The organism is Aphanizomenon flos-aquae FACHB-1287 (genome assembly GCF_014698755.1).
GTDB lineage: Bacteria > Cyanobacteriota > Cyanobacteriia > Cyanobacteriales > Nostocaceae > Dolichospermum > Dolichospermum flosaquae.
In genome coordinates, this window is record NZ_JACJTO010000030.1 from 1 (window position 1) to 20293 (window position 20293).

General features: G+C 36.8%; 23 protein-coding genes. 11 read left to right on the forward strand and 12 right to left on the reverse strand.

Annotation, left to right across the window (positions count from 1 at the left end; all coding sequences use genetic code 11):
• Nucleotides 1-679 (reverse strand): hypothetical protein (locus tag H6G44_RS14220; RefSeq protein WP_199318021.1); only part of this gene is annotated, 679 nt, incomplete at its 3' end.
• Between the two features lie 842 nt (nucleotides 680-1521).
• Nucleotides 1522-1959: a CAAD domain-containing protein gene (locus H6G44_RS14225; RefSeq protein ID WP_190387212.1), complete on the reverse strand. Its 438-nt coding sequence runs from the start codon at nucleotides 1957-1959 to the stop codon at nucleotides 1522-1524.
• Nucleotides 1960-2351: 392 nt separating this feature from the next.
• Here H6G44_RS14225 and pcrA point away from each other — a divergent pair, with 392 nt between their 5' ends.
• Nucleotides 2352-4679, forward strand: coding sequence for a DNA helicase PcrA (gene pcrA, locus H6G44_RS14230; RefSeq protein ID WP_190387168.1), 2328 nt, complete (start codon nucleotides 2352-2354; stop codon nucleotides 4677-4679).
• A 23-nt stretch (nucleotides 4680-4702) separates the two neighbouring features.
• Here pcrA and H6G44_RS14235 read toward each other — a convergent pair whose 3' ends face one another.
• The 4 genes from H6G44_RS14235 to H6G44_RS14250 all read right to left on the reverse strand — a co-directional run bounded on the left by H6G44_RS14235 (nucleotide 4703) and on the right by H6G44_RS14250 (nucleotide 7729).
• The gene (locus tag H6G44_RS14235; protein WP_190387169.1) at nucleotides 4703-4990 is read right to left on the reverse strand and encodes a hypothetical protein; all 288 of its coding nucleotides are present in this window, start codon (nucleotides 4988-4990) and stop codon (nucleotides 4703-4705) included.
• A 39-nt stretch (nucleotides 4991-5029) separates the two neighbouring features.
• Nucleotides 5030-5443 (reverse strand): chorismate mutase, encoded by a 414-nt coding sequence (gene aroH, locus H6G44_RS14240; RefSeq protein ID WP_190387170.1) that lies wholly within the window; start codon nucleotides 5441-5443, stop codon nucleotides 5030-5032.
• 106 nt (nucleotides 5444-5549) lie between these two features.
• Nucleotides 5550-6371, reverse strand: coding sequence for a signal peptide peptidase SppA (gene sppA / locus H6G44_RS14245; protein ID WP_190387171.1), 822 nt, complete (start codon nucleotides 6369-6371; stop codon nucleotides 5550-5552).
• Nucleotides 6372-6619: 248 nt separating this feature from the next.
• Entirely contained in the window at nucleotides 6620-7729 is a 1110-nt protein-coding gene (locus H6G44_RS14250; protein WP_190387172.1) for an S-(hydroxymethyl)glutathione dehydrogenase/class III alcohol dehydrogenase, read from the reverse strand.
• A gap of 296 nt (nucleotides 7730-8025) precedes the next feature.
• Here H6G44_RS14250 and H6G44_RS14255 point away from each other — a divergent pair, with 296 nt between their 5' ends.
• A complete protein-coding gene (locus H6G44_RS14255) occupies nucleotides 8026-9309 on the forward strand; it encodes a valine--pyruvate transaminase (RefSeq protein WP_190387213.1) in 1284 nt (427 codons plus the stop codon).
• A gap of 239 nt (nucleotides 9310-9548) precedes the next feature.
• Here the strand turns inward: H6G44_RS14255 and H6G44_RS14260 are convergent, their stop codons facing one another.
• On the reverse strand, nucleotides 9549-9899 hold the full coding sequence (locus H6G44_RS14260) for a hypothetical protein (protein WP_190387173.1): 351 nt from the start codon (nucleotides 9897-9899) through the stop codon (nucleotides 9549-9551).
• A gap of 215 nt (nucleotides 9900-10114) precedes the next feature.
• Between H6G44_RS14260 and rimM the strand changes: the two genes are divergently transcribed.
• Complete coding sequence (gene rimM, locus H6G44_RS14265) at nucleotides 10115-10771, forward strand: ribosome maturation factor RimM (protein WP_190387174.1); 657 nt, start codon at nucleotides 10115-10117, stop codon at nucleotides 10769-10771.
• A gap of 50 nt (nucleotides 10772-10821) precedes the next feature.
• Here the strand turns inward: rimM and H6G44_RS14270 are convergent, their stop codons facing one another.
• Nucleotides 10822-11271, reverse strand: coding sequence for a peroxiredoxin (locus tag H6G44_RS14270; protein ID WP_190387175.1), 450 nt, complete (start codon nucleotides 11269-11271; stop codon nucleotides 10822-10824).
• Nucleotides 11272-11570: 299 nt separating this feature from the next.
• Here H6G44_RS14270 and mtnA point away from each other — a divergent pair, with 299 nt between their 5' ends.
• The 6 genes from mtnA to H6G44_RS14300 all read left to right on the forward strand — a co-directional run bounded on the left by mtnA (nucleotide 11571) and on the right by H6G44_RS14300 (nucleotide 16281).
• On the forward strand, nucleotides 11571-12617 hold the full coding sequence (mtnA, locus tag H6G44_RS14275) for an S-methyl-5-thioribose-1-phosphate isomerase (RefSeq protein ID WP_190387176.1): 1047 nt from the start codon (nucleotides 11571-11573) through the stop codon (nucleotides 12615-12617).
• 125 nt (nucleotides 12618-12742) lie between these two features.
• Nucleotides 12743-13723 (forward strand): ABC transporter ATP-binding protein, encoded by a 981-nt coding sequence (locus tag H6G44_RS14280; protein WP_190387177.1) that lies wholly within the window; start codon nucleotides 12743-12745, stop codon nucleotides 13721-13723.
• 33 nt (nucleotides 13724-13756) lie between these two features.
• A complete protein-coding gene (locus H6G44_RS14285) occupies nucleotides 13757-14545 on the forward strand; it encodes an ABC transporter permease (RefSeq protein ID WP_190387178.1) in 789 nt (262 codons plus the stop codon).
• Nucleotides 14546-14813: 268 nt separating this feature from the next.
• On the forward strand, nucleotides 14814-15020 hold the full coding sequence (locus H6G44_RS14290) for a DUF751 family protein (RefSeq protein WP_190387179.1): 207 nt from the start codon (nucleotides 14814-14816) through the stop codon (nucleotides 15018-15020).
• 108 nt (nucleotides 15021-15128) lie between these two features.
• Nucleotides 15129-15527 (forward strand): 30S ribosome-binding factor RbfA, encoded by a 399-nt coding sequence (gene rbfA / locus H6G44_RS14295; protein ID WP_190387180.1) that lies wholly within the window; start codon nucleotides 15129-15131, stop codon nucleotides 15525-15527.
• 511 nt (nucleotides 15528-16038) lie between these two features.
• The gene (locus tag H6G44_RS14300; RefSeq protein WP_190387181.1) at nucleotides 16039-16281 is read left to right on the forward strand and encodes a DUF4327 family protein; all 243 of its coding nucleotides are present in this window, start codon (nucleotides 16039-16041) and stop codon (nucleotides 16279-16281) included.
• A 485-nt stretch (nucleotides 16282-16766) separates the two neighbouring features.
• On the opposite strand, the gene H6G44_RS14305 is transcribed toward H6G44_RS14300, so the two are convergent.
• On the reverse strand, nucleotides 16767-16928 hold the full coding sequence (locus H6G44_RS14305) for a hypothetical protein (RefSeq protein ID WP_190387182.1): 162 nt from the start codon (nucleotides 16926-16928) through the stop codon (nucleotides 16767-16769).
• A 7-nt stretch (nucleotides 16929-16935) separates the two neighbouring features.
• Entirely contained in the window at nucleotides 16936-17022 is an 87-nt protein-coding gene (gene petN / locus H6G44_RS14310; RefSeq protein ID WP_013189847.1) for a cytochrome b6-f complex subunit PetN, read from the reverse strand.
• Nucleotides 17023-17123: 101 nt separating this feature from the next.
• On the opposite strand from petN, the gene H6G44_RS14315 reads away from it, so the two are divergent.
• Nucleotides 17124-17564, forward strand: a complete 441-nt coding sequence (locus H6G44_RS14315; protein ID WP_190387183.1) for a hypothetical protein — start codon at nucleotides 17124-17126, stop codon at nucleotides 17562-17564.
• 193 nt (nucleotides 17565-17757) lie between these two features.
• Here the strand turns inward: H6G44_RS14315 and H6G44_RS14320 are convergent, their stop codons facing one another.
• Nucleotides 17758-18183, reverse strand: coding sequence for a DUF4363 domain-containing protein (locus H6G44_RS14320; RefSeq protein WP_190387184.1), 426 nt, complete (start codon nucleotides 18181-18183; stop codon nucleotides 17758-17760).
• A gap of 362 nt (nucleotides 18184-18545) precedes the next feature.
• On the opposite strand from H6G44_RS14320, the gene H6G44_RS14325 reads away from it, so the two are divergent.
• Complete coding sequence (locus H6G44_RS14325; protein ID WP_190387185.1) at nucleotides 18546-18830, forward strand: peptidase; 285 nt, start codon at nucleotides 18546-18548, stop codon at nucleotides 18828-18830.
• 30 nt (nucleotides 18831-18860) lie between these two features.
• Here H6G44_RS14325 and H6G44_RS14330 read toward each other — a convergent pair whose 3' ends face one another.
• Nucleotides 18861-20096 carry a glycosyltransferase gene (locus tag H6G44_RS14330; RefSeq protein ID WP_190387186.1) on the reverse strand — a complete coding sequence of 412 codons (1236 nt, stop codon included), beginning with the start codon at nucleotides 20094-20096 and terminating at the stop codon, nucleotides 18861-18863.
• Between the last annotated feature and the right edge of the window lie 197 nt (nucleotides 20097-20293).

Here is a 20293-nt window from a genome sequence, read left to right on the forward strand (position 1 = left end):
TTAGATATTGGTAATTGCTACCACCGATAGTTAAAGTACCACTATTAGTAATAATGTTTGAACTTACGAGCCATCCTCCATTCCATGTGCTAATTGTCGGTAAAGTCCAATTTTCATCTATTTTCAGTGTTCCACCACTAACCAAAAGCTTGCCACTACCGTTAATTTTTGTTCCATTACTAAAGGTATAAACTGAATTATCAATTTGCAGAGTTTGACCGCTAGTGAGGTTGAAAGTTCCACCATTACTAACTCCTCCACCAGAAAGGGTTAAAGTTCCTGCTTCGACATTGACTATTCCCGTATTGTTAAAAGCTACATCAATTGTAGCTGTATATGCGGTAGTTTTCTTGAAAGTTCCAGAATTGTTAAATGTGCCAACACTACTACTACTGTAATTGTCAATTAACCCTTGTTGAAATTCATAAGTGCCGGAGTTATTGAGGATAGAACCATTTTGAAAGTATAGAGAATAATAGCTGGAATTGGAGAAGTTGTAAGAGTGATTCTCAACAATAGTTCCGGTATTATTGAGTTGAGCATTTAGATATTGGTAATTGCTACCACCGATAGTTAAAGTGCCTATTTGGGTAATAGGAGTCACTGAAGATAGAGTTCCATTGTCCCAAAGAGTACCATTTAAGGTAGTTGCGTTAACCCAGTTAAAATTGTTAGCCATGATAGATGCTCCTATATTTTAGAGTTTTTTTGTTCAAGAATTGATTAACTAAATTATTTGATACTGAATTACTGAGATCACGAAGGTGAATCTATCCTGAATTATTCACCAATTTGCCATTGAGTACGAAGAATTTCGGCTGCGCTACGATTGTATTGTGTGCCAAATGTAGTATCGAATAGATTTCAGAAGTTGTCTAAACCAGAAAAAGTGCTGAGTTGATTGTATGTCAGCGTCAGGGCAGAGTTGAGTATGGTATTCATAGATTTAATTAGTTATTGGTATTAATGATGCCCGAAGGCGATAGGAGGTGTCACAACTTGTAACACTTTTGAGTTAAAAACTATACAAACACAAGTTTGACACAAATACTTACAAGTGTCAAGCCCTATATCTATGCGACAAGTTAGAATTTTTTTAAAATTGGTGGTCCCCAATGTCAAGACGACTATCAATTTTTAACAGCTTATATTCCCTTCAAATATGCAATTCAAAGATTAGAGTATGTTTAAAAAGTCTAATTTATGACTAAAATGGAAGATTAAAAGGTTTAGCTCTGCTCATTGGTGTCAACGCTACGCTATCAGTAACCCATATTTATACGGAAAACGGTTCATAGTTTAACCAAATATGAAACCGCTCTGGTAAACCTCTCCCCAACGCTCTCCTAAGAGGAGAGGGAAAAGGAATAATATTTAATACTGGAGAGGCTTTAAACTTGTTCTTTGTATGATAAAAAAGTCCAACTTCTAGCCGTTTTGAGTATATAAGAAAGTAAAAAAGAAAAAAGATACCCGACTCTTTAAAGAAATCGGGTATCTAAAATGATCTAAATTTGCGAGTTAAGATTGAGAAGTGTTTTTACCCACAACTTGGGATTTGAGGGTGGTGATTTCACCGGATAATTCCTGTCTAGTGGAAGCTTTGAGTAAATAGCGGTAGACAAACCACACAGAATAACCAATTCCAATTAATTCAAAAGCAGGTGCTACTAAAGGAACATCATTAAGAGCATCTAATACAGCCAATAGTACCTTAACTGTGACTACTGCTGTTACTACTAAACCAATACTAACAATAGGTTGCTGATATTGACCAAAAAACTTACCTACATAATCTGGTAATGTACCAAAAAAAGCAGAAACTTGCTGCCCGTATTTCAGCCATTGTTCTTGAGGTTGGGAAGGAGGCTGAAGTTTGGTCAGATTTCCAATTTGGGTGTTAATTTCAGGTATGGTTTTTTCTTTGGACTCGGTTTCTTTAAATTCTGGTTCTGGCATTTTTGCTTCCATATTTTCAAAAGTTGAGTTTCTTACTCAGATATCTACAGCCAAAAGGCTGTTAATTGACACTTATACCACTGATAAGGGTGAGAAAGTAGAGATTATTATTTGATCTTAATCCAGAGTTATTCACAAGTATGACAAAACTTGACGCAAAATCTAGTAACATGAGTTGCTATAGTACCCCATTTTGATTTTTTGATTTTTTGATTTTTAAAATTAGGGTGGGTATTGTCTACCGTAGATAAATATTATATTGTACTAGCGAATACAATATTAATATTTTCCGATTTAACAGAGATTGCTTAATATATGTTGGTTTTGCTTGGTAATACCGACTATACTACTTGATATTTTTCAGTGATTTTACCTTGAAATTTTTATAATTTATGACCACAAATATTGATTTTCTTAGTCATCTTAACCCTAATCAACGTCAAGCGGTCGAACACTACTGTGGACCATTGTTAGTGGTAGCTGGTGCTGGTTCAGGAAAAACCCGGGCACTTACCTACCGTATTGCTAATTTAATTATAAAACATCGTGTTAATCCTGAAAATATCCTCGCGGTGACATTTACTAATAAAGCTGCTAGGGAAATGAAGGAAAGAATTCAAAGGATATTTGCTGAACAATTAGCAATTTCACAACATGGTAAAAAGTTTGATTTGCTAACAGAATATGAACAAAGTTTAATTAAATCACAGGTTTACCGCACAACTATCAAAGATATGTGGTGTGGAACTTTTCACAGTTTATTTTCTCGGATTTTGCGGTTTGATATCGAAAAATATCAAGATGAAAAAGGCAGAAAATGGAATAAAAACTTTTCTATTTTTGATGAATCAGATGTCCAAAGTGTAATTAAAGAAATTGTCACCAAAGATCTAAATTTAGATGGTAAAAAATTTGAACCAAAGTCTATTCGCTACGCTATTAGTAATGCCAAAAATCAAGGACTTTCTCCCCAAGAATTTGAAAATGAACAACCAAATTATCGCGGTAGGGTAATCGCTGATGTTTATAATCGCTATCAGGATAAACTGGCTCAAAATAATGCTTTAGATTTTGATGATTTAATTTTAATTCCTACTAGATTATTTCAACAAAATGAACAGGTTTTGAGTTATTGGTATCGCAAATTCTGTCATGTTTTAGTTGATGAATATCAAGATACAAACCGCACTCAATATACTTTAATTCAGCTTTTGGTGACTAATGGAGAAAATCGTAAACGTGAATTAACATGGCAAAATCGGTCTGTGTTTGTTGTCGGTGATGCTGACCAGTCAATTTACAGTTTTAGAATGGCAGATTTTACCATTTTACTGGAATTTCAAGAAGATTTTGGTGATGGTTTGGCAGATGATGATACCCGTTCAATGGTAAAGTTAGAAGAAAATTATCGCTCATGTGAAAATATTCTTCAAGCTGCTAATGAATTAATTGAAAATAACACTCAACGCATTGATAAAATTCTTAAGGCCACAAGAGAACCAGGGGAGGAAATTTATTGTCATAAAGCTGACGAAGAAATGGCCGAAGCGGCTTTTGTCATTAATCAAATTCGCAATTTAGAACATCAAAACCCGGAATTAAATTGGGGTAACTTTGCTATTTTATATCGAACTAATGCCCAATCTCGACCTTTTGAGGAATTATTAGTTAAATATCAAATTCCTTATACAGTTGTGGGAGGAATGAAGTTTTATGATCGCAAAGAAATTAAAGATGCTGTTGCATATTTAAGAGTGATTAATAATCCAGCGGATACTGTAAGTCTATTACGAGTTATTAACACGCCTAGACGAGGAATCGGTAAAGCGACTATTGATGCTTTAGTGAACGCTTCCCAGCAATTAGGAACAACTTTATGGGAAATATTAAGTGATGAAACCTCTGTAAATACTTTAGCAGGACGTTCTTCAAAAGCGGTAAATAATTTTGCCGCAATGATTCAAAATCGTCAAGAACAAATCAAAATAGTCCCTGGTTCGGAGATATTACAAGGCATTTTAGAAGATTCGGGTTATATTAAAGAATTGCAAGATCAAACTACAGATGAAGCTGATAATAGAATTAGCAACGTTAATGAGTTGTATAATGCTATGCTGCAATTCCAAGAGGAAAATGCCGGAGAAAATATTTCTTTAGAAGCATTTTTACAAAGTGCAGCGCTTAGTTCTGATTTAGATAATTTAAAAGAAGGACAAACAGCAGTTTCTTTAATGACCTTACACGCTTCTAAGGGTTTAGAATTTCCCGTGGTATTTTTAGTAGGATTAGAGCAGGGACTCTTTCCGGGCTATCGTTCTTTACAAGATCCTTTATTGTTAGAAGAAGAACGGCGTTTGTGCTATGTTGGCATTACCCGCGCTAAAGAAAGATTGTTTTTATCCCATGCAAGAGAAAGACGTTTATATGGGTCCAGAGAACCGGCAATGCGATCGCAATTTCTCGATGAATTGCCAGCGGAATTAATAAATACACAAAATAAAGTTACCCGTAGTTTTACTAAAACAAATTCGGAAAACTCAAGTAAACAAGGAACTACAGGGAATTGGCAGGTAGGTGATAGAGTATTACATAAGTCATTCGGCATTGGTGAAATTACTCATGTTTTTGGAGAAGGAAATAAGATTTCTGTAGCGATTAAATTTGTTAGTTTAGGACAGAAAATTATAGACCCCAGAGTAGCACAATTACAAAAAGTCTAATTAAGCTGTTATGCAGCTAGTTTTTATATATTCGCGCTTAAACTCTGGGCATAAATAACTTCAATATTGTGAGCAAATTCCAATTTGTCTAAGGATTCTGTAAAAAATACAAAACCCTTATAAGCCGTCACATACTTGTATATTTTCGTAAAATAACCCTCACTGGTGACAATGACCAGCGGCGCTTCACCTTGAGAGAGAACATCTAAAAAAGCATCTAATTTTACACATACACCAGTACTTCGATAAGTGAAAATACTCCCTCCAATAGCAGCAGGTTGGGCAGCCGCGTCACCACTGTAATAGCTCATTTGGTGCTAACTTTTACTTATGTTATTGACCTGCCAATTTTAAACTTTCGTCTCCATTGCGTGCTGTGAAGTTTGTAACGTTTGGGGTAAACTCCAATCTGGACGCAGTTTAGCAGCTTGACGTAAATAAATGTGGTGAATTGGGGTAGAAATCGGTAAATTGGCGTGAATTAGAAAGCGAATGCAGCGGGGTAAACTCCCTTCAACGTGCATTTGTTGGACATCTAACATAGCTACATTATCCCATAAAGGACGACTGCGAGCGATCGCTGCTGGGAAAATAGCATCTAAATCCTTCGTCACAGAAAAAGTCACACTAATTATATCCTCCGGTTGTAATTTATTTCTTTGTTCTAACTCATCTAATAATTCCGTGACTGAATCTTGAATTGCTTCGACGCTGTTTTCTGCAACAGTTGTTGCACCACGAATTGCTCGCATTTGCCATTTCACTACTAAAATCCTCCTTTTGTATTTGTTTAGTTATTAGTTGTTCGTGGTCAGTTGTTCGTTGTCAATTTTTGGTTTTTACCACTGACCATTGACCACTGACCATTGACTATGGACGATATAACCACATAGGTAAACCACTTGTAGATATTTCAAATTCTAGCCAATCAATTCCCGCTCCAATAACCGATTTAGTTTGACGACTTCCCGGTAGAACACGACTCAAAAATGGTTTTCGTTCTTCTAGCGTATAGCAAAGAGTTTTCTCAGGATCAAGTCCTACTAGTTCCGCTGTCCACCGTCGTGCATCTTCTTCCGTCCCTAATCGGTCTACAACACCTAATTCTAAGGCTTGCTGTCCAGTAAAAATCCTGCCGTCAGCAAAGCTTTTTACCTTTTCTACAGTCAGTGAACGGGCCTGTGCCACAGTTTCCACAAATTGCTGATAGCTATAATCAATCAATTCTTGCAGAATAGTTTGTTCCGGTTCTGTTAGTTGCCGATCAAAAGCTAAGATATCCTTGTAGGGACCTGACTTAATAACTTTAAAGGAAACACCAATTTTCTCCAGTAGCACTTCTAGGTTGTTTCCCCGCAAAATTACACCAATACTGCCTGTAATTGTACCTGGATTCGCCATTATATGTTCTGCACCCATACCAATGTAAACCCCACCAGAGGCGGAAATATTGCCAAAACTGGCGACAATCTTGGTTTTTTTGGCTAATCTCTTCAAAGCACTGTAAATTTCTTGGGAATCTCCTACCGTACCCCCAGGGCTATCAATGCGTAGCAGTAAAGCCGGAAATTTACTTTCCTCTACGGTTTTCAGAGCTTCTAGGACGTGCCTACGGGTTGCACCAGCGATCGCACCGCTGACTTCAATCCGCGCAATCTGTTTACGAAAGTTGGGTTTAAATGGCCAAATCATGAGCAATCAATAACTTTTTAATCTTTTGAATATCTTTAATATAGAACCCCCAGCATTAAGCTAACCAGCTTTAAGTAAGTTAGGGTTAAAATTGTCGTTATAGCAAGGCAAAAGACAAAAGTAAAAAAGTTTTCAGTAATTTTAGGTTTCTTAAAAGAGATTGGTTTTATTGTATTAAATTGTATTAATTTACTTATACTCCTTTCCTCCTCTCTGTGCCTGGAGCGTCTCTGCGTGAGCCATAAAACCTAAAAAGTCACCACACTCCGAATAGACTCCCCCCTGTGCATCATATCAAAAGCGTCATTAATTCTTTCAATCGGCATCACATGAGTAATTAAATCATCAATATTAATCTTACCATCCATATACCAATCTACAATTTTCGGTACATCTGTCCGCCCTCTAGCACCACCAAAGGCTGAACCTTTCCAAACTCTTCCAGTTACTAATTGAAAGGGACGAGTGCTAATTTCTTGACCCGCACCAGCAACACCAATAATCACACTGACACCCCAACCTTTATGACAACATTCTAAGGCTTGACGCATGGTGTTAACGTTACCAATACATTCAAAAGAATAGTCAGCACCACCTTTTGTTAAATCTACCAAATAAGCAACTAAATCACCCGTAATTTCTTGGGGATTTACAAAATCTGTCATGCCAAATTTTTCAGCTAAAGCCCGTTTTTTGGGATTAATATCTACACCAATAATCTTATTCGCGCCCACCATTCGCGCTCCTTGGATGACATTTAAACCAATCCCCCCTAAACCAAAAACTACCACATTTGCCCCCGGTTCTACTTTAGCTGTATAGATTACCGCACCAATACCTGTTGTCACACCACAGCCAATATAACAAACTTTATCAAAAGGAGCATCTTCCGGAATTTTAGCAACAGCAATTTCTGGTAATACCGTATAATTAGCGAAAGTAGATGTACCCATATAATGATGAATTATGTCGCCGTTAATACTAAATCTGCTAGTACCATCGGGCATTAAACCTCGTCCTTGTGTACCGCGAATTGCTTGACAAAGATTGGTTTTGAAGCTTAAGCAATAATCACATTGCCGACATTCGGGAGTGTATAAAGGAATAACATGATCTCCAGGTTTGAGACTTTTAACATCAGCCCCGACTTCCACAACTATACCAGCGCCTTCATGTCCTAAAATTGCTGGAAATAACCCTTCAGGATCATTACCAGACAGGGTAAAAGCATCAGTATGGCAAACACCACTGGCTTTAATCTCAATTAAGACTTCTCCGGCTTGTGGTGGTGCTAATTGTACGGTTTCAATGGTTAGGGGTTTACCTGCGGTGTATGCTAATGCTGCTTTGATTTCCATTTGATTCTACCTTTAATTGTATCTCACGCTCCAGGCGCAGAGTCCCAGAGAGAGGAGAATTTTTAATTACTTGTCAAATTATTCTCTGTATAGTACATTAGTATCTATCACATGAGAAATCCCCCACCTTTACCAGTGGGGCTTTATTAACTGTTATATTTTGTTAAAATCGCATTCATTGGTTTAGATTGGTGAAAGGTAGTGGTTGTTTTGGCAACTATAATTAATTTTGTCTTAACTGCAACCACTCAATCAACTATCCACTTTGGCGATTAATTCAGTCTGTAATAAACATGATAAAACCTGCCCTTACTAAAATTGGCGCTCAAATGTCCAACTTAACTGGCGTAAGAGCGATTATGAAAGATATTAATGAAACCCTCAGAGCTAGTAAGGGAAAGGAATTATATAATTTGAGCGCTGGTAATCCCTTGATTTTACCAGAGGTGGAACAGTTATGGCGCGATTGTACGGCGGATTTATTAGCTAGTTCTGAATATGGTGAGGTTGTTTGTCGTTATGGTTCAAGTCAAGGTTATTCACCATTAATTGAGGCTATTGTCCAGGATTTTAACCAGCGTTATGGGTTAAGCTTAACTGACCGGAATATTTTAATTACTGCGGGTAGTCAAACTATCTATTTTTATGCGGCTAACGCTTTTGGTGGCTATACTGAAGATGGTAATTTGAAAGAGATTGTCTTGCCGTTAAGTCCAGATTATACTGGTTATGGTGGTGTTTGTTTGTTCCCTGAAGCTTTGGTTGCTTACAAGCCAACTTTAGATATTGACGCGGACTCACACAGATTTAAATATCGTCCTGATTTTAACCAACTTTCGATTACAGAAAGTACGGGTTGTGTGATTTTCTCTCGTCCTTGTAATCCTACGGGTAATGTTTTAACTAATGATGAGGTAAATAAAATCACTGATTTAGCAGCACCCCATCATGTACCTGTATTAATAGATTCCGCTTATGCACCACCTTTCCCGGCGTTGAATTTTACGGAAATGACTCCGGTATTTGGGGAAAATATCCTCCACTGTATGAGTTTATCAAAGGCGGGATTACCTGGGGAACGCATTGGGGTGGCTATTGGTGATGAAAACCTGATTCAAGTTTTGGAATGTTTCCAAACTAATGTGGGAATTCATTCTTCTCGATATGGTCAAGCGATCGCAGCTAGAGCGATAGAATCAGGTATACTAGCAAATATTGCGGAAAATGTGATTCGTCCTTTCTACCAGCAAAAGTTTGATGTCTTGGAAAGTACATTAGAAGCAGCAATGCCTAAAAATATACCTTGGTTTTTACATCGCGGTGAAGGGGCTATTTTTGGCTGGTTGTGGTTAAAAGATTTACCTATGACTGATTGGGAATTTTACCAGGAATTAAAGAAGGTGGGTGTAATTCTTGTTCCTGGTAGTAGTTTCTTCCCTGGTTTGCAGGAGGAATGGGAACATAAACACCAATGTCTGAGAATTAGTTTAACAGGTAGTGATGAGGAAATTACTATTGGTATGCAGCGTTTAGCGAAGGTTGCTGAACGAGTTTATCAAAATGCGGCTGTAAGTGTGTAAGAGATAATGGTGTTGCTGAATGAAGGTATGATTTTTTTCTCACGCAGAGGCGCGGAGGACGCTGAGAGTAAGAGTTTAAGAACTAGAATATTTGATTTTTATACCTCAATTCAGCAATGCCGAGATAATGAACCACGAAGACGCAAAAAATGTTGATTATCTGCAACAATATTGTTAAAATATAACATACCCCCCCCGCTATAGTCGTTAGATTGACATAGCGGAGGTTTGTTGAATTATTACTGTTTAGCTAGTAAAGCTTTCTTATCTTTAATTAGAGCATTAATTTCGGAATTGATTTCTTTCAACTGTGCTTTTTTTGCCTCTATTGATAGTTTGGTGTTTTCAGCAATACCGTTTTTTTGGTCTCTATAAAATGCAATTAGTTCGTCAATTTCTTCAACGCTTTGGGTTGGTGTAGCATAAGCAATATACTGTACAGGAGCAGTATATACTGAAGCAGCAAGAGCGGTAGGTACGTTTAATAGCAAACTACAGAATGCGAATAATAACACGATTGAATGTAAAAATGCGCGTTTGGCGGTAGTGAAAAGTTTTATTTTTTGATGATCATAATTTCCAATTAGCATACTATTATCTTGTCAGTGATATTACTTCAAATCTTCAAATAATTTAACAATTGAGATTTTTTACTCAGTCCCTGTATTTTCTATTATAAGTAGTCTGACAAAATTAAATTCACTGATTGAGAGAGAGAACAGAGAACAAAAAAATTAGTGCCAATTAACTTAATTTACAACCGTGAAGTGGTAAAATGTAAACAAAGTGAGCAATTAACTAATTAATGAACCACGAAGACGCGAAAAAGAAGCAGGGGAGCAAAGAACCGGGAGTAGAGGGAAAAGTCAAAAACTCTTCAGTTCCCAATCTTGATGATTGGTTAGAAATTGGTAAAATTGTCTCACCTCAAGGTTTAATTGGGGAGTTGCGGGTTTATCCTAATACTGACTTTCCTGAACGCTTTGAAGAACCGGGAAAACGCTGGTTGTTACGTCCAGGAGAAACGGAACTGCAACCTGTGGAATTATTACATGGACGATATCTTGACGGCAAGAATCTTTATGTGATTAAATTAAAGGGAGTGAGCGATCGCCATCAAGCTGAAAATATGCGTGATTGTCGGTTCTTTGTGCCTATAAGCGATCGCCCAGAATTAGCAGCAGGTGAATTTCATGTGGTAGACTTGTTAGGGTTGTCAGTTTTTATGCAATCATCTGGGGAATTTGTGGGAACGGTGGTGGATATATTACCTTCAGGTCATGATTTATTGGAAGTTAAATTTGATCCTGCTTTTATCGCTAAAAATGAAGAATTGACCACTGGTAAACCACAAAAAACTGTTTTAATTCCTTTTGTGATGGAAATTGTCCCTGTTGTAGACTTAGAAACCCGTCGAGTGGAAATTACTCCTCCTCCCGGTTTGTTATCTATTAACAGTTAACGGATGCTACCTAACATAATTGACACTTGATTTCTATGGGAATATACAAATTATAACTGTTGTAAAGTTTTTAATGTTTCTTCAACGTGACCTTTAAAATTGAACATGGAATCAAATACATATTGAACAATCCCATTTTTGTCAATTACGTAGGTTACTCGTCCAGGAAGAAAACCAAGAGCAGTAGCGCCATATTGTTTACGGATTTTGTCACCTTGATCACTTAGAAGTGTAAAAGGTAAATTGTATTTATTCGCAAACTTTTGATGAGAGTCCTGAGAATCACCACTCACACCGATAACTTCAGCGCCAGCGGCCTTAAAGACTTGATACTGATCTCGAAAAGCACAAGATTCTACGGTGCATCCTGGTGTATCATCTTTGGGGTAAAAATAGAGGACAACGGATTTTTGACCACGAAAGTCTACCAGACTGACATTTTCGCCATTTTGGGCAGGTAGACTAAAATCAGGTGCGGTATCTCCAACTTTGATAGACATATTAAAATTTCGCTATTTATAATATTATACTGCTGATGTGAGTTAGCTGTTAAAAAGCTTGTAATTCTCTTGATAATTGCCAAAATATCATTTTAGGCAACCCTGGAAGATTAAATCAAATAATAAGATTGTTTAACTTACAAAGAGGTTATGGGTAAAATTTTGAATTGTGATATTAGACACTTAATTTATCTATAAACTACCTAAAAAAGGGGGCTAAATTTCTAAAAATCGGGAATCTAAGATGTGTGAATACATTATAATTGACAACCAGCAACAGACAACCAACAATTGACAATATGGTTTATCCCGTTATTTGGCGCAATAATTCGGTTCTATTGATTGATCAAACACGCTTACCTAGTGAATATACAGTGGTGGAGATTCACCGCAGTGAAGATATGGCACAGGCCATTACAACCATGATTGTTAGAGGTGCGCCAGCAATTGGAGTGGCCGCCGCGTATGGAATGTATTTAGGGGCGAGGGAAATTGAAACAAGTGATAACCAGGAGTTTTTAAGTAAACTGGAAAAGGCCGCCAATTTGTTACGTTCTACCCGTCCTACTGCGGTAAATTTATTTTGGGCGATTGGTAAAATGATGCAAACGGCCTATGAAACCGTGGGAACAGTGGCCGAAATTCAACAAACTCTTTTAGAAACCGCCCAAAAGATACATGAGGAAGATCTGCAAACCTGTCAAGCTATAGGTGATCATGGTTTAGCAGCTTTACCGAAAACCCCAGAAAAACTAATTATTCTTACTCATTGCAATGCTGGGGCTCTAGCAACTGCTGGTTATGGCACAGCTTTAGGTGTAGTGCGTTCTGCTTGGAAAGAAGGACGTTTAGCCAGGGTATTTGCAGATGAAACTCGTCCTCGCTTACAAGGTGCAAAGCTCACCACATGGGAATGTGTACAAGAAGGTATTCCGGTAACAGTGATTACTGATAATATGGCCGCCCATTGTATGAAACAAGGTTTAATTGATGCTGTAGTTGTGGGTGCTGACAGAATTGCGGTTAATGGTGACACTGCTAATAAAATTGGGACATATAGTTTAGCAATTGTGGCCAAAGCTCATAATATTCCTTTTTTTGTGGCTGCACCTTTATCGACGGTAGATTTTCAATTAGTTAATGGTACTCAAATTCCCATTGAGGAACGTCACCCGGCGGAAATTTATCAAATTGGTGAAACTATCCTCACACCTCCAGGAGTGGAATTTTATAACCCTGCTTTTGATGTTACACCTGCGGAGTTAATTACGGCAATTATTACTGAAAATGGCGTTTTTTCTCCTGGTGATTTATTAAGTGCTAGAGGAAAAATGGCTATGGTTTAATATAGTTTGCAAGTCAAGTAATTGCTACTTCCTGCTTATTGACTACAATTTTTTAAGCAGGATCATTTGTCAGATTATGATTAAAAGAAAGAAACTCAAAGTTATCAGGCAAAAATAAATTTTTTATGTCAATTATCATAGCAGAAAATCTGAATAAATCCTATCCAGTAGCCATTAAAAATCCAGGAATAGGAGGAACAATTACGCACTTTTTTCGTCGGACTTATCGCCAGATTAAAGCTGTTCAGGATGTTTCTTTTACTATTGAACCTGGGGAGATTGTCGGTTTTTTAGGTCCCAATGGTGCCGGAAAAACGACAACTTTAAAAATGCTGACAGGATTAATTCATCCTTCTAGTGGTATAGTTAAAGTTGGTGGTTTTGTTCCTTTTCGTCGTCAAGCAGTATTTTTGCAAAAAATCACCTTAGTTATGGGACAAAAACAGCAATTAATGTGGGATTTACCAGCATTAGATTCTTTAAAAATTAACGCCGCAGTTTATAATATTTCTGATAAAGATTTTCAGCGTCGTGTTGGGGAATTAACAGAAATGTTGGCTTTAGAAGGTAAGCTAACTCAACCAGTGCGAAAATTATCATTGGGAGAAAGAATGAAGGCTGAAATATTAGCAGCACTTTTACACCGTCCCCAAGTTTTATTTTTAGACGAACCAACTTTAGGTTTAGATATTAATGCTCAAGTGGGAGTACGTGACTTTTTAAAAGAATATAATCAACTTTATCAAGCTACAATATTATTAACAAGTCATTACATGGCTGATATTACAGCTTTGTGTCAACGGGTTTTATTAATTCACGAAGGAAAATTAATGTATGATGGTATTTTAGATGAATTATTAGAAAGTTTTGCTCCTTATCGAGAAATTTATGTCGAGTTAGCTCAAGCATTACCATTAGAAAAACTTATGTCCTATGGTGATGTTCAAATGGTTGAAGGAAGAACAGTTAGATTTATTGTCCAACAGGAAGAACTAACTCGCACTGTTTCCCAGATTTTAGCTGATTTAGAAGTGGTAGATTTAACAGTTACAGAACCACCTGTAGAAGAGGTAATTGGCCGAGTTTTTGAAAAAGGATTTATTTGATAAAACCCCACCCCCATGTCCCTATAAATAACCATGAAAAAAGCAATTAAAAGAGCCTTAACATTATTGTCCGTTTACTATGCTTATATGCTGGAATATCGCTCAGAATTAATCCTATGGGTTCTAGCAGGTTCTCTACCAATGATTATGATGGGTGTTTGGGTACAAGCAGCCGAAAGTGGTCAATTTGGGGTTAAACCTGTAGATTTTGCTCGATATTTCTTCGCTGTTTTTCTGGCTAGACAAATTAGTACGGTTTGGGTAATTTATGACTTTGAAAAAGAAGTATTAGAAGGTAAACTTTCCACAAAATTATTACAGCCTTTAGATCCAATTTGGCATCATATTAGTAATCATTTAGGTGAAAGAGTCGCTCGAATGCCTTTTGTATTAATTTTATCAATATTCTTTTTTGTTCTCTATCCCCAAGCTTTTTGGGTTCCTAGTATGGCGAATTTATTACTATTTATCTTAGCAGTAATTATGGCTTTTGCTTTAAGATTTATCATACAATATACCATTGCTATGGTTGCATTTTGGACAGAAAGAGCCGCAGCTTTAGAAAATTTATGGATGTTGTTTTTTCTATTTTTATCGGGTTATATAGCACCTTTAGATGTCTTTCCCGAAAATATTAGAAATATAGTTATGTTAACACCTTTTCCCTACATGATTAATTTCCCGGCGAGTATTTTGGTAGGACTACCTGTCGATTTAACCAGAGGATTTTTAGCAATTATCGGTTGGTTTCTCATATTTTTAGGTGCTAATCGTTTTTTATGGCGTATGGGTTTAAAACGATATTCAGGTATGGGGGCTTGACGCGGTCTTGATTTATCAGGATTTTAGCTTTATTAAGTGAGTTATAAATAAACTATAGTCGTTTAAAACCGACTTTGGTTAATGAAAAAGTAATTTTCTTATATTACTAAATTACCGCATTAGAAAGAAATTAATCTAGTTTTACCCCCAGACCACTTTAAAAATGGCCGTGGGTAAGTTGGTTTAGGGATTTGACTTACCATCTACTTACGATTAAACTAAAAATTAACTAATCAATAAAGTCTATAATAAGGCAGTCTAAATTCAAATGTTTGATGGATTTTGGGATAACGTCTTTCGCTACCCTCGATACTTGGTTAGTATCGTCTTGGGTATTTTTCTAAACACCCTTGAACCGCTATTTCCATTGTTAAAGCGTCCTGTGGCACTGATTGCTATTTTAGGTTTGTTTATTGGTGGTCTTTTTTTCGTAACCCTGACCGTGCGGGCTATGCTGGGGTTAAATACAATCTAGTTAAAGCCAGGAAAAAGTCGAGTTTACGGTTGATGATCTTAACCACCGTCTACTCTGATTTGTATTTAGAATCATGTTATTAAACCTCTGTGAGAAGGCGGAATTTATATGGCTACAAATCGCCGCGTTTCCCGCGTTGCTGAATTAATTAAACGGGAAGTTAGCCAAATGCTACTTAACGGTATCAAAGATGACCGTGTAGGTGCGGGAATAATCAGTGTTACTGATGTAGATGTTTCTGGAGATCTACAACACGCTACCATATTTGTCAGTATTTATGGAACGGAGGAAGCCAAGACGGAAACAATGGCTGGTTTAAAATCAGCTACAGGTTATATTCGCAGTGAATTGGGGGCTAGAATTAGATTACGGCGGACCCCAGAAGTGATATTTGTAGAAGACCATTCTATAGAACGCGGTACTAAGGTGCTGAGTTTATTAAACCAACTGGAGCAAAAACGAACATTATCAAGTAGAGATGAGGTAGCAGAAGAAATGGCTGAATGATTGCCACAAAACTGCCAAAAATCTCTAGAAATCTGCAAATTTTTACCTGTTGGTGCAGCTTAGACAGAGATAATCAGCAATGCCATAATTCCCTATGTTTAGAGAATTATAGGTGTTGCCAATTTTGTATCTGAGGATAGAGGTAAAAATCTGTAAATCTATATTAACCTGTATAGTTAACATCACAACCAATATGATATGATTTTAGTATTTATTTTTATCCAAAATATTGAAAATATAAATATCTAGGTTTGATTAGTACGCTTAACTCCTGTTATCTTAAAAATATGAAGTTCAATTACCATAAATGTCATACTTTGTTGACAAACTTAACATTTCTTTAGATAATTTGGAGGTTTATGGGGTCAGAATGATAATAGTTCCGTATAGCAAACTACAAAACTCTGAACGCAGGTTTAATTATTGCCATTTTTGTTCCTAGCGAATAATGGAAACCCTATCTAAATGTAATTTTGATGTAATTTTGATGTAATTTTGTGAGAAAAAAACCATGAGTGTGAATACGGTGCCTTCTATCAATTACAATTACTACTCTCTGAATATCATTCAGGAAGAAGCCCGCCAACTGGTGGAAAAGGGAATGGTTGGTCGTCAACAGCCAATTTATACACTTTGCCAGTTCATTCCCGCTAGAGAGTGGGTTTATGTAGAATGTGAATTAGAAAAGTGTGATTTTTTACTACGCGATCGCATTGGTGATTTAATCGGACGCGAAGAATGGGATAACGACTAATAATTTTATTTTTTTAATAAACTACTGTTATTTTTTACTGTACTTGTTTGTAGTTTTTTCTATAGACAAGTATATTTTTTCTATTTTATTGGATTTGTGACCGAAAAGACGGGACACAAGCCCCGTCCTTCTAGGACGGCTTTATGTTAAAATTTGGTCATAGTCGCCATAGGGCATTGGGAGACTTTAAACGGACATGGAGGGACGATAAGACCACTTGTGGCGTGTTTCATTGAAGTGTCAAGAATCACCGCACCTTCAGGTCGGTGAGTATGTCAATGAGTATTTCTGAAATGGTTTTCTCACGCGGAGGCGCGAAGAGGAAGAAAATATAATTTTATTATTAGTCGGGTTTAACCGACTTTTGCTTTTAGAGAGGGGATTTATTTTAACAATAAATATAGATTATGTAGGGACAGGATTAGCTGTTATCCCTACATAAACAATGTTTAACGCAAAATACAGCTATATATGCTGTAATAGCATTATTTTCGTTTGCTAGTGCTACGTCGAGTTTGGCGGGTTTCGTCTTCGAGTCGACGGCGATCACGCCAATCTGCTAATGTTAGATAAACAACACCACCAGTGACTCCTATTAGCAGCACTACGCCAAATAAGGCCAAAACACCCAAAAATGGACTTTCCACGATTCCTCTATAGTCCGTTGCGTCCCCAAACTACCATAGAAATCGACCAAGTAAACACAACTAACAGTGATACCCAACCCAGTGTCAAAATCATAGTTCTACTTTTCAAATAATTACAAAAGGTCTCTAATATTTATCATACTGGGAAAATGCGGTTGATTCATTAACTATATTGATGGGAGGTTTGGCAAGATTATGGAACTAATGGCAGAAAGGTTAGAATCTCTCAAAGCGGGAGTAATTGGCAGTATATCTTTAGGTTTGGCTTTCTTTGGCACTAGCTTCATTAATGTTTTATGGTTGGATAAGTATTTTCCCTTGGTTATTTATGATGGAGTTGATATAGTAAATTTACAGATGTTATTAAATGGTGTTATAGCAGGTTTTTCTGGTTTTCTCTTTGGTGTCACCTATCGTTATATTATCCGCGTAGATGCTAATCCTCACCTCAAAACTGGTGGAGTTTGGGCTTTTGGTTTGGTGCGGGGTTTAACTCAAATAGAAGTTGGTTGGCATCTAAATAATCCGATTTTACCTTTTTTAATTTTAGCAGGAGAAAGTATATTATGGTTTGCTCTTGCTGCTTTTGCTCTCGATATTGCTATTTTCCGAAAATGGCTGAAACCTTTTTCATGAATTTATTGTCAGTATCAGGCAGGATGAAAATAGGTATTTGATCACCTATTACTAGTCTCAATTTGATTATTAGCAACTTGAACTAATATCTAATTTACAAATTTATCTAAAAATGGTGGGCACTGCCCACCCTACTGAAAACCGATTATATTTAAATGTTGTCCAATTTAAAATTATTGGATTTGAGATTTTATCAAGACTTAGAAATGGTATTAATTGTTTTTTCTAATGATTGCAATGCTGTGATTAATTTGTCTTTTTGGGGTTTAGCAGCTTTCAGTTCTCCAGAAATTTCGTCCATACTTTTTTCTACATTTTCATAGTTATCAGGAGATTTAGTTTTTATACCATCTTCTACTTCTTCCCATACATCCTCAAATTTATCAAATTCTTTTTTAGCTTCCACAAAATTACCAGATTTAACTGCGGTTTCTGTTTTGGAGACTACAGTGAGTAAATCTGTATTACCTGCTGCAGATGTTTTAGTTGGGGCTTTTTCTGTAGAATTGTAAGCCGGTGCTGGGATAGTTTCGGTGGCAGCTTGTTTAGGTTTATTACAAGCTACTAAAGTCAGTAAGCTGATACTTGCAATAATTAACATTCGTTTGAAATTCTTCATTGTCAACTCCTAATGGATATTTTTTTCACGGTTAATGTTTCCCAGGCTAGAACAGCAAAGTAAAGAACTTGAAAAGAACAGGCAATTTATTGGGAAATACTTTGCAATATTCGTCTAATGGCAGTCTAATCAGGGTAAAATCGTTAAATGGGATGATTTTGTAGTTATGGAAGTAATGGATTGTGGTGTTTATGGGACTAGTGCTTTATGTTCCTTTGTTATACCATTTATTCCGGTTCTCTTTTTTGCATTTTGATGATTTATTAGTTAGTCTTATTGCTGGGGTGTTTAGTATTTTGTGGTTGGAAGGATTGAAGGTTTAACTACGTAGAAATTGAATTTAACAATACTAAGGAATAAACATGAAAAAAGCATTTCGTAAATATCATCGTGTTATTGGTATTATTGTTTGTTTACCGCTGTTGTTAACTGTGTTAACGGGAATGTTAGTAACTGTTGTTAAGGAATGGCCGATTAATACTGGAATTTCATCTAACTTAATGTTGAAAATTCATACTGGGGAAATTTTGCATTTAGAAGCAATTTATCCAATTTTAAATGGCTTGGGATTGATTGGTCTGTTGGTAACGGGTATGAGTATGTCTGGTTTGTTTAATCAAAGAACTAATACAATTAAACGCAGATAAACGCGGATAAACGCAGATGAGTTAATGGATTTATTTGACTTCTGTGACTCGCCAGCTTAGTTTTAGGTTAACCCAAAAGTTCCAAATTGTGGCTACTGCGATCGCTATTAATTTGGCCATATATTGGTTCATACCCAAGCTATTGAATAGAAAATTGACTACTAGGGTTTGGATGATTATCCCAGCTAAACAGACTATATTGAACTTTAAGAATCTTTTGAAACGCTGTCGCTTTCCTGTCTGTTTTCGGGAAATATCCCCAAATGTCCACAAATCATTCCAAAGAAAATTATTGAGAATTGCTATTTCGGCGGATAAAATTGTACTGCGAGTTAACCCCAAATTAATCACGGTACGCATGAGGTGAAATATGGTTAAATCTACAAATACACCACTAAATCCTACCGCACCAAAACGGAGAAATCGCTCAATGGGAAAGTTGATTTTTTGACGAATTTTTCCTAGTCTCCCAGTAGATACCCGTAATCTAATTAAATGTTGAATATAGTCTAGATATTGTTTCCACGTTACCTTGCTTTCTCCTTCTGTGCGTTCTCGGAAGACATAACCAGCTTCAGCAATTTCTCCCACCTGTCCCCGGCCAATAACTTCTAAAAGAATTTTATACCCTATGGGATTAAGTGTAGTATTAGCGATCGCCTTTCGTCGTACCATAAAATAACCACTCATTGGGTCACTAACTCTACCCAATACCCCTGGTAAAATCACTAATCCTAACACCTGGGCTCCACGTGATAAAAAGCGTCTGACTATACTCCAGCTACTTACACCACCACCGTCGACATGACGACTAGCTACTGCTAAATCTGCTCCTTGCTCAATTTTCTGCAATAATTGTGTGAGCACTTCTGGAGGATGTTGCAGATCTCCGTCAATTACACCTAATATACTGCCTCTGGCGGCTTGCCAGCCACGAATTACCGCCGAAGATAGTCCCCGTTCTTCTTGACGACGCATGACCCGTAATTGGGGATAATCTGGAATGAGATTTTCCGCTACTTCCCATGTTCGGTCTGGGCTATCATCATCCACTATAATCAGTTCATAATTACCAGAAATAGCCTTATCCAATAACCCACTCAAGATATTAACTACATTTTGGATATTTTCACGTTCTTTATAGGTAGGGATAACTAAAGATAGGAGAATGGGATTGTTTTCAGTTATTTCCTGGGGTGTAAATTCGGAAATTCTCAACACACCTGTAGGAACTGTTAATAAGGAATTAGATGAGCTTGTCTTCATAAGGTACGTGGTAAATCTTAAATTGCCAAATTGTCTGTATAAAGGTTAGTTTTCCATAGAGTATCATACACTTAGTATGATCCAAACAATTATTCAATATTTCCTTTGCTCAAAGGTGTCTCTCAAGCTCGTTGCTCTACTACTCCACTACCAAGCTAGTGGTTGTTTGACCCCTCCCCCCGTCTTCCTAAAAGAGC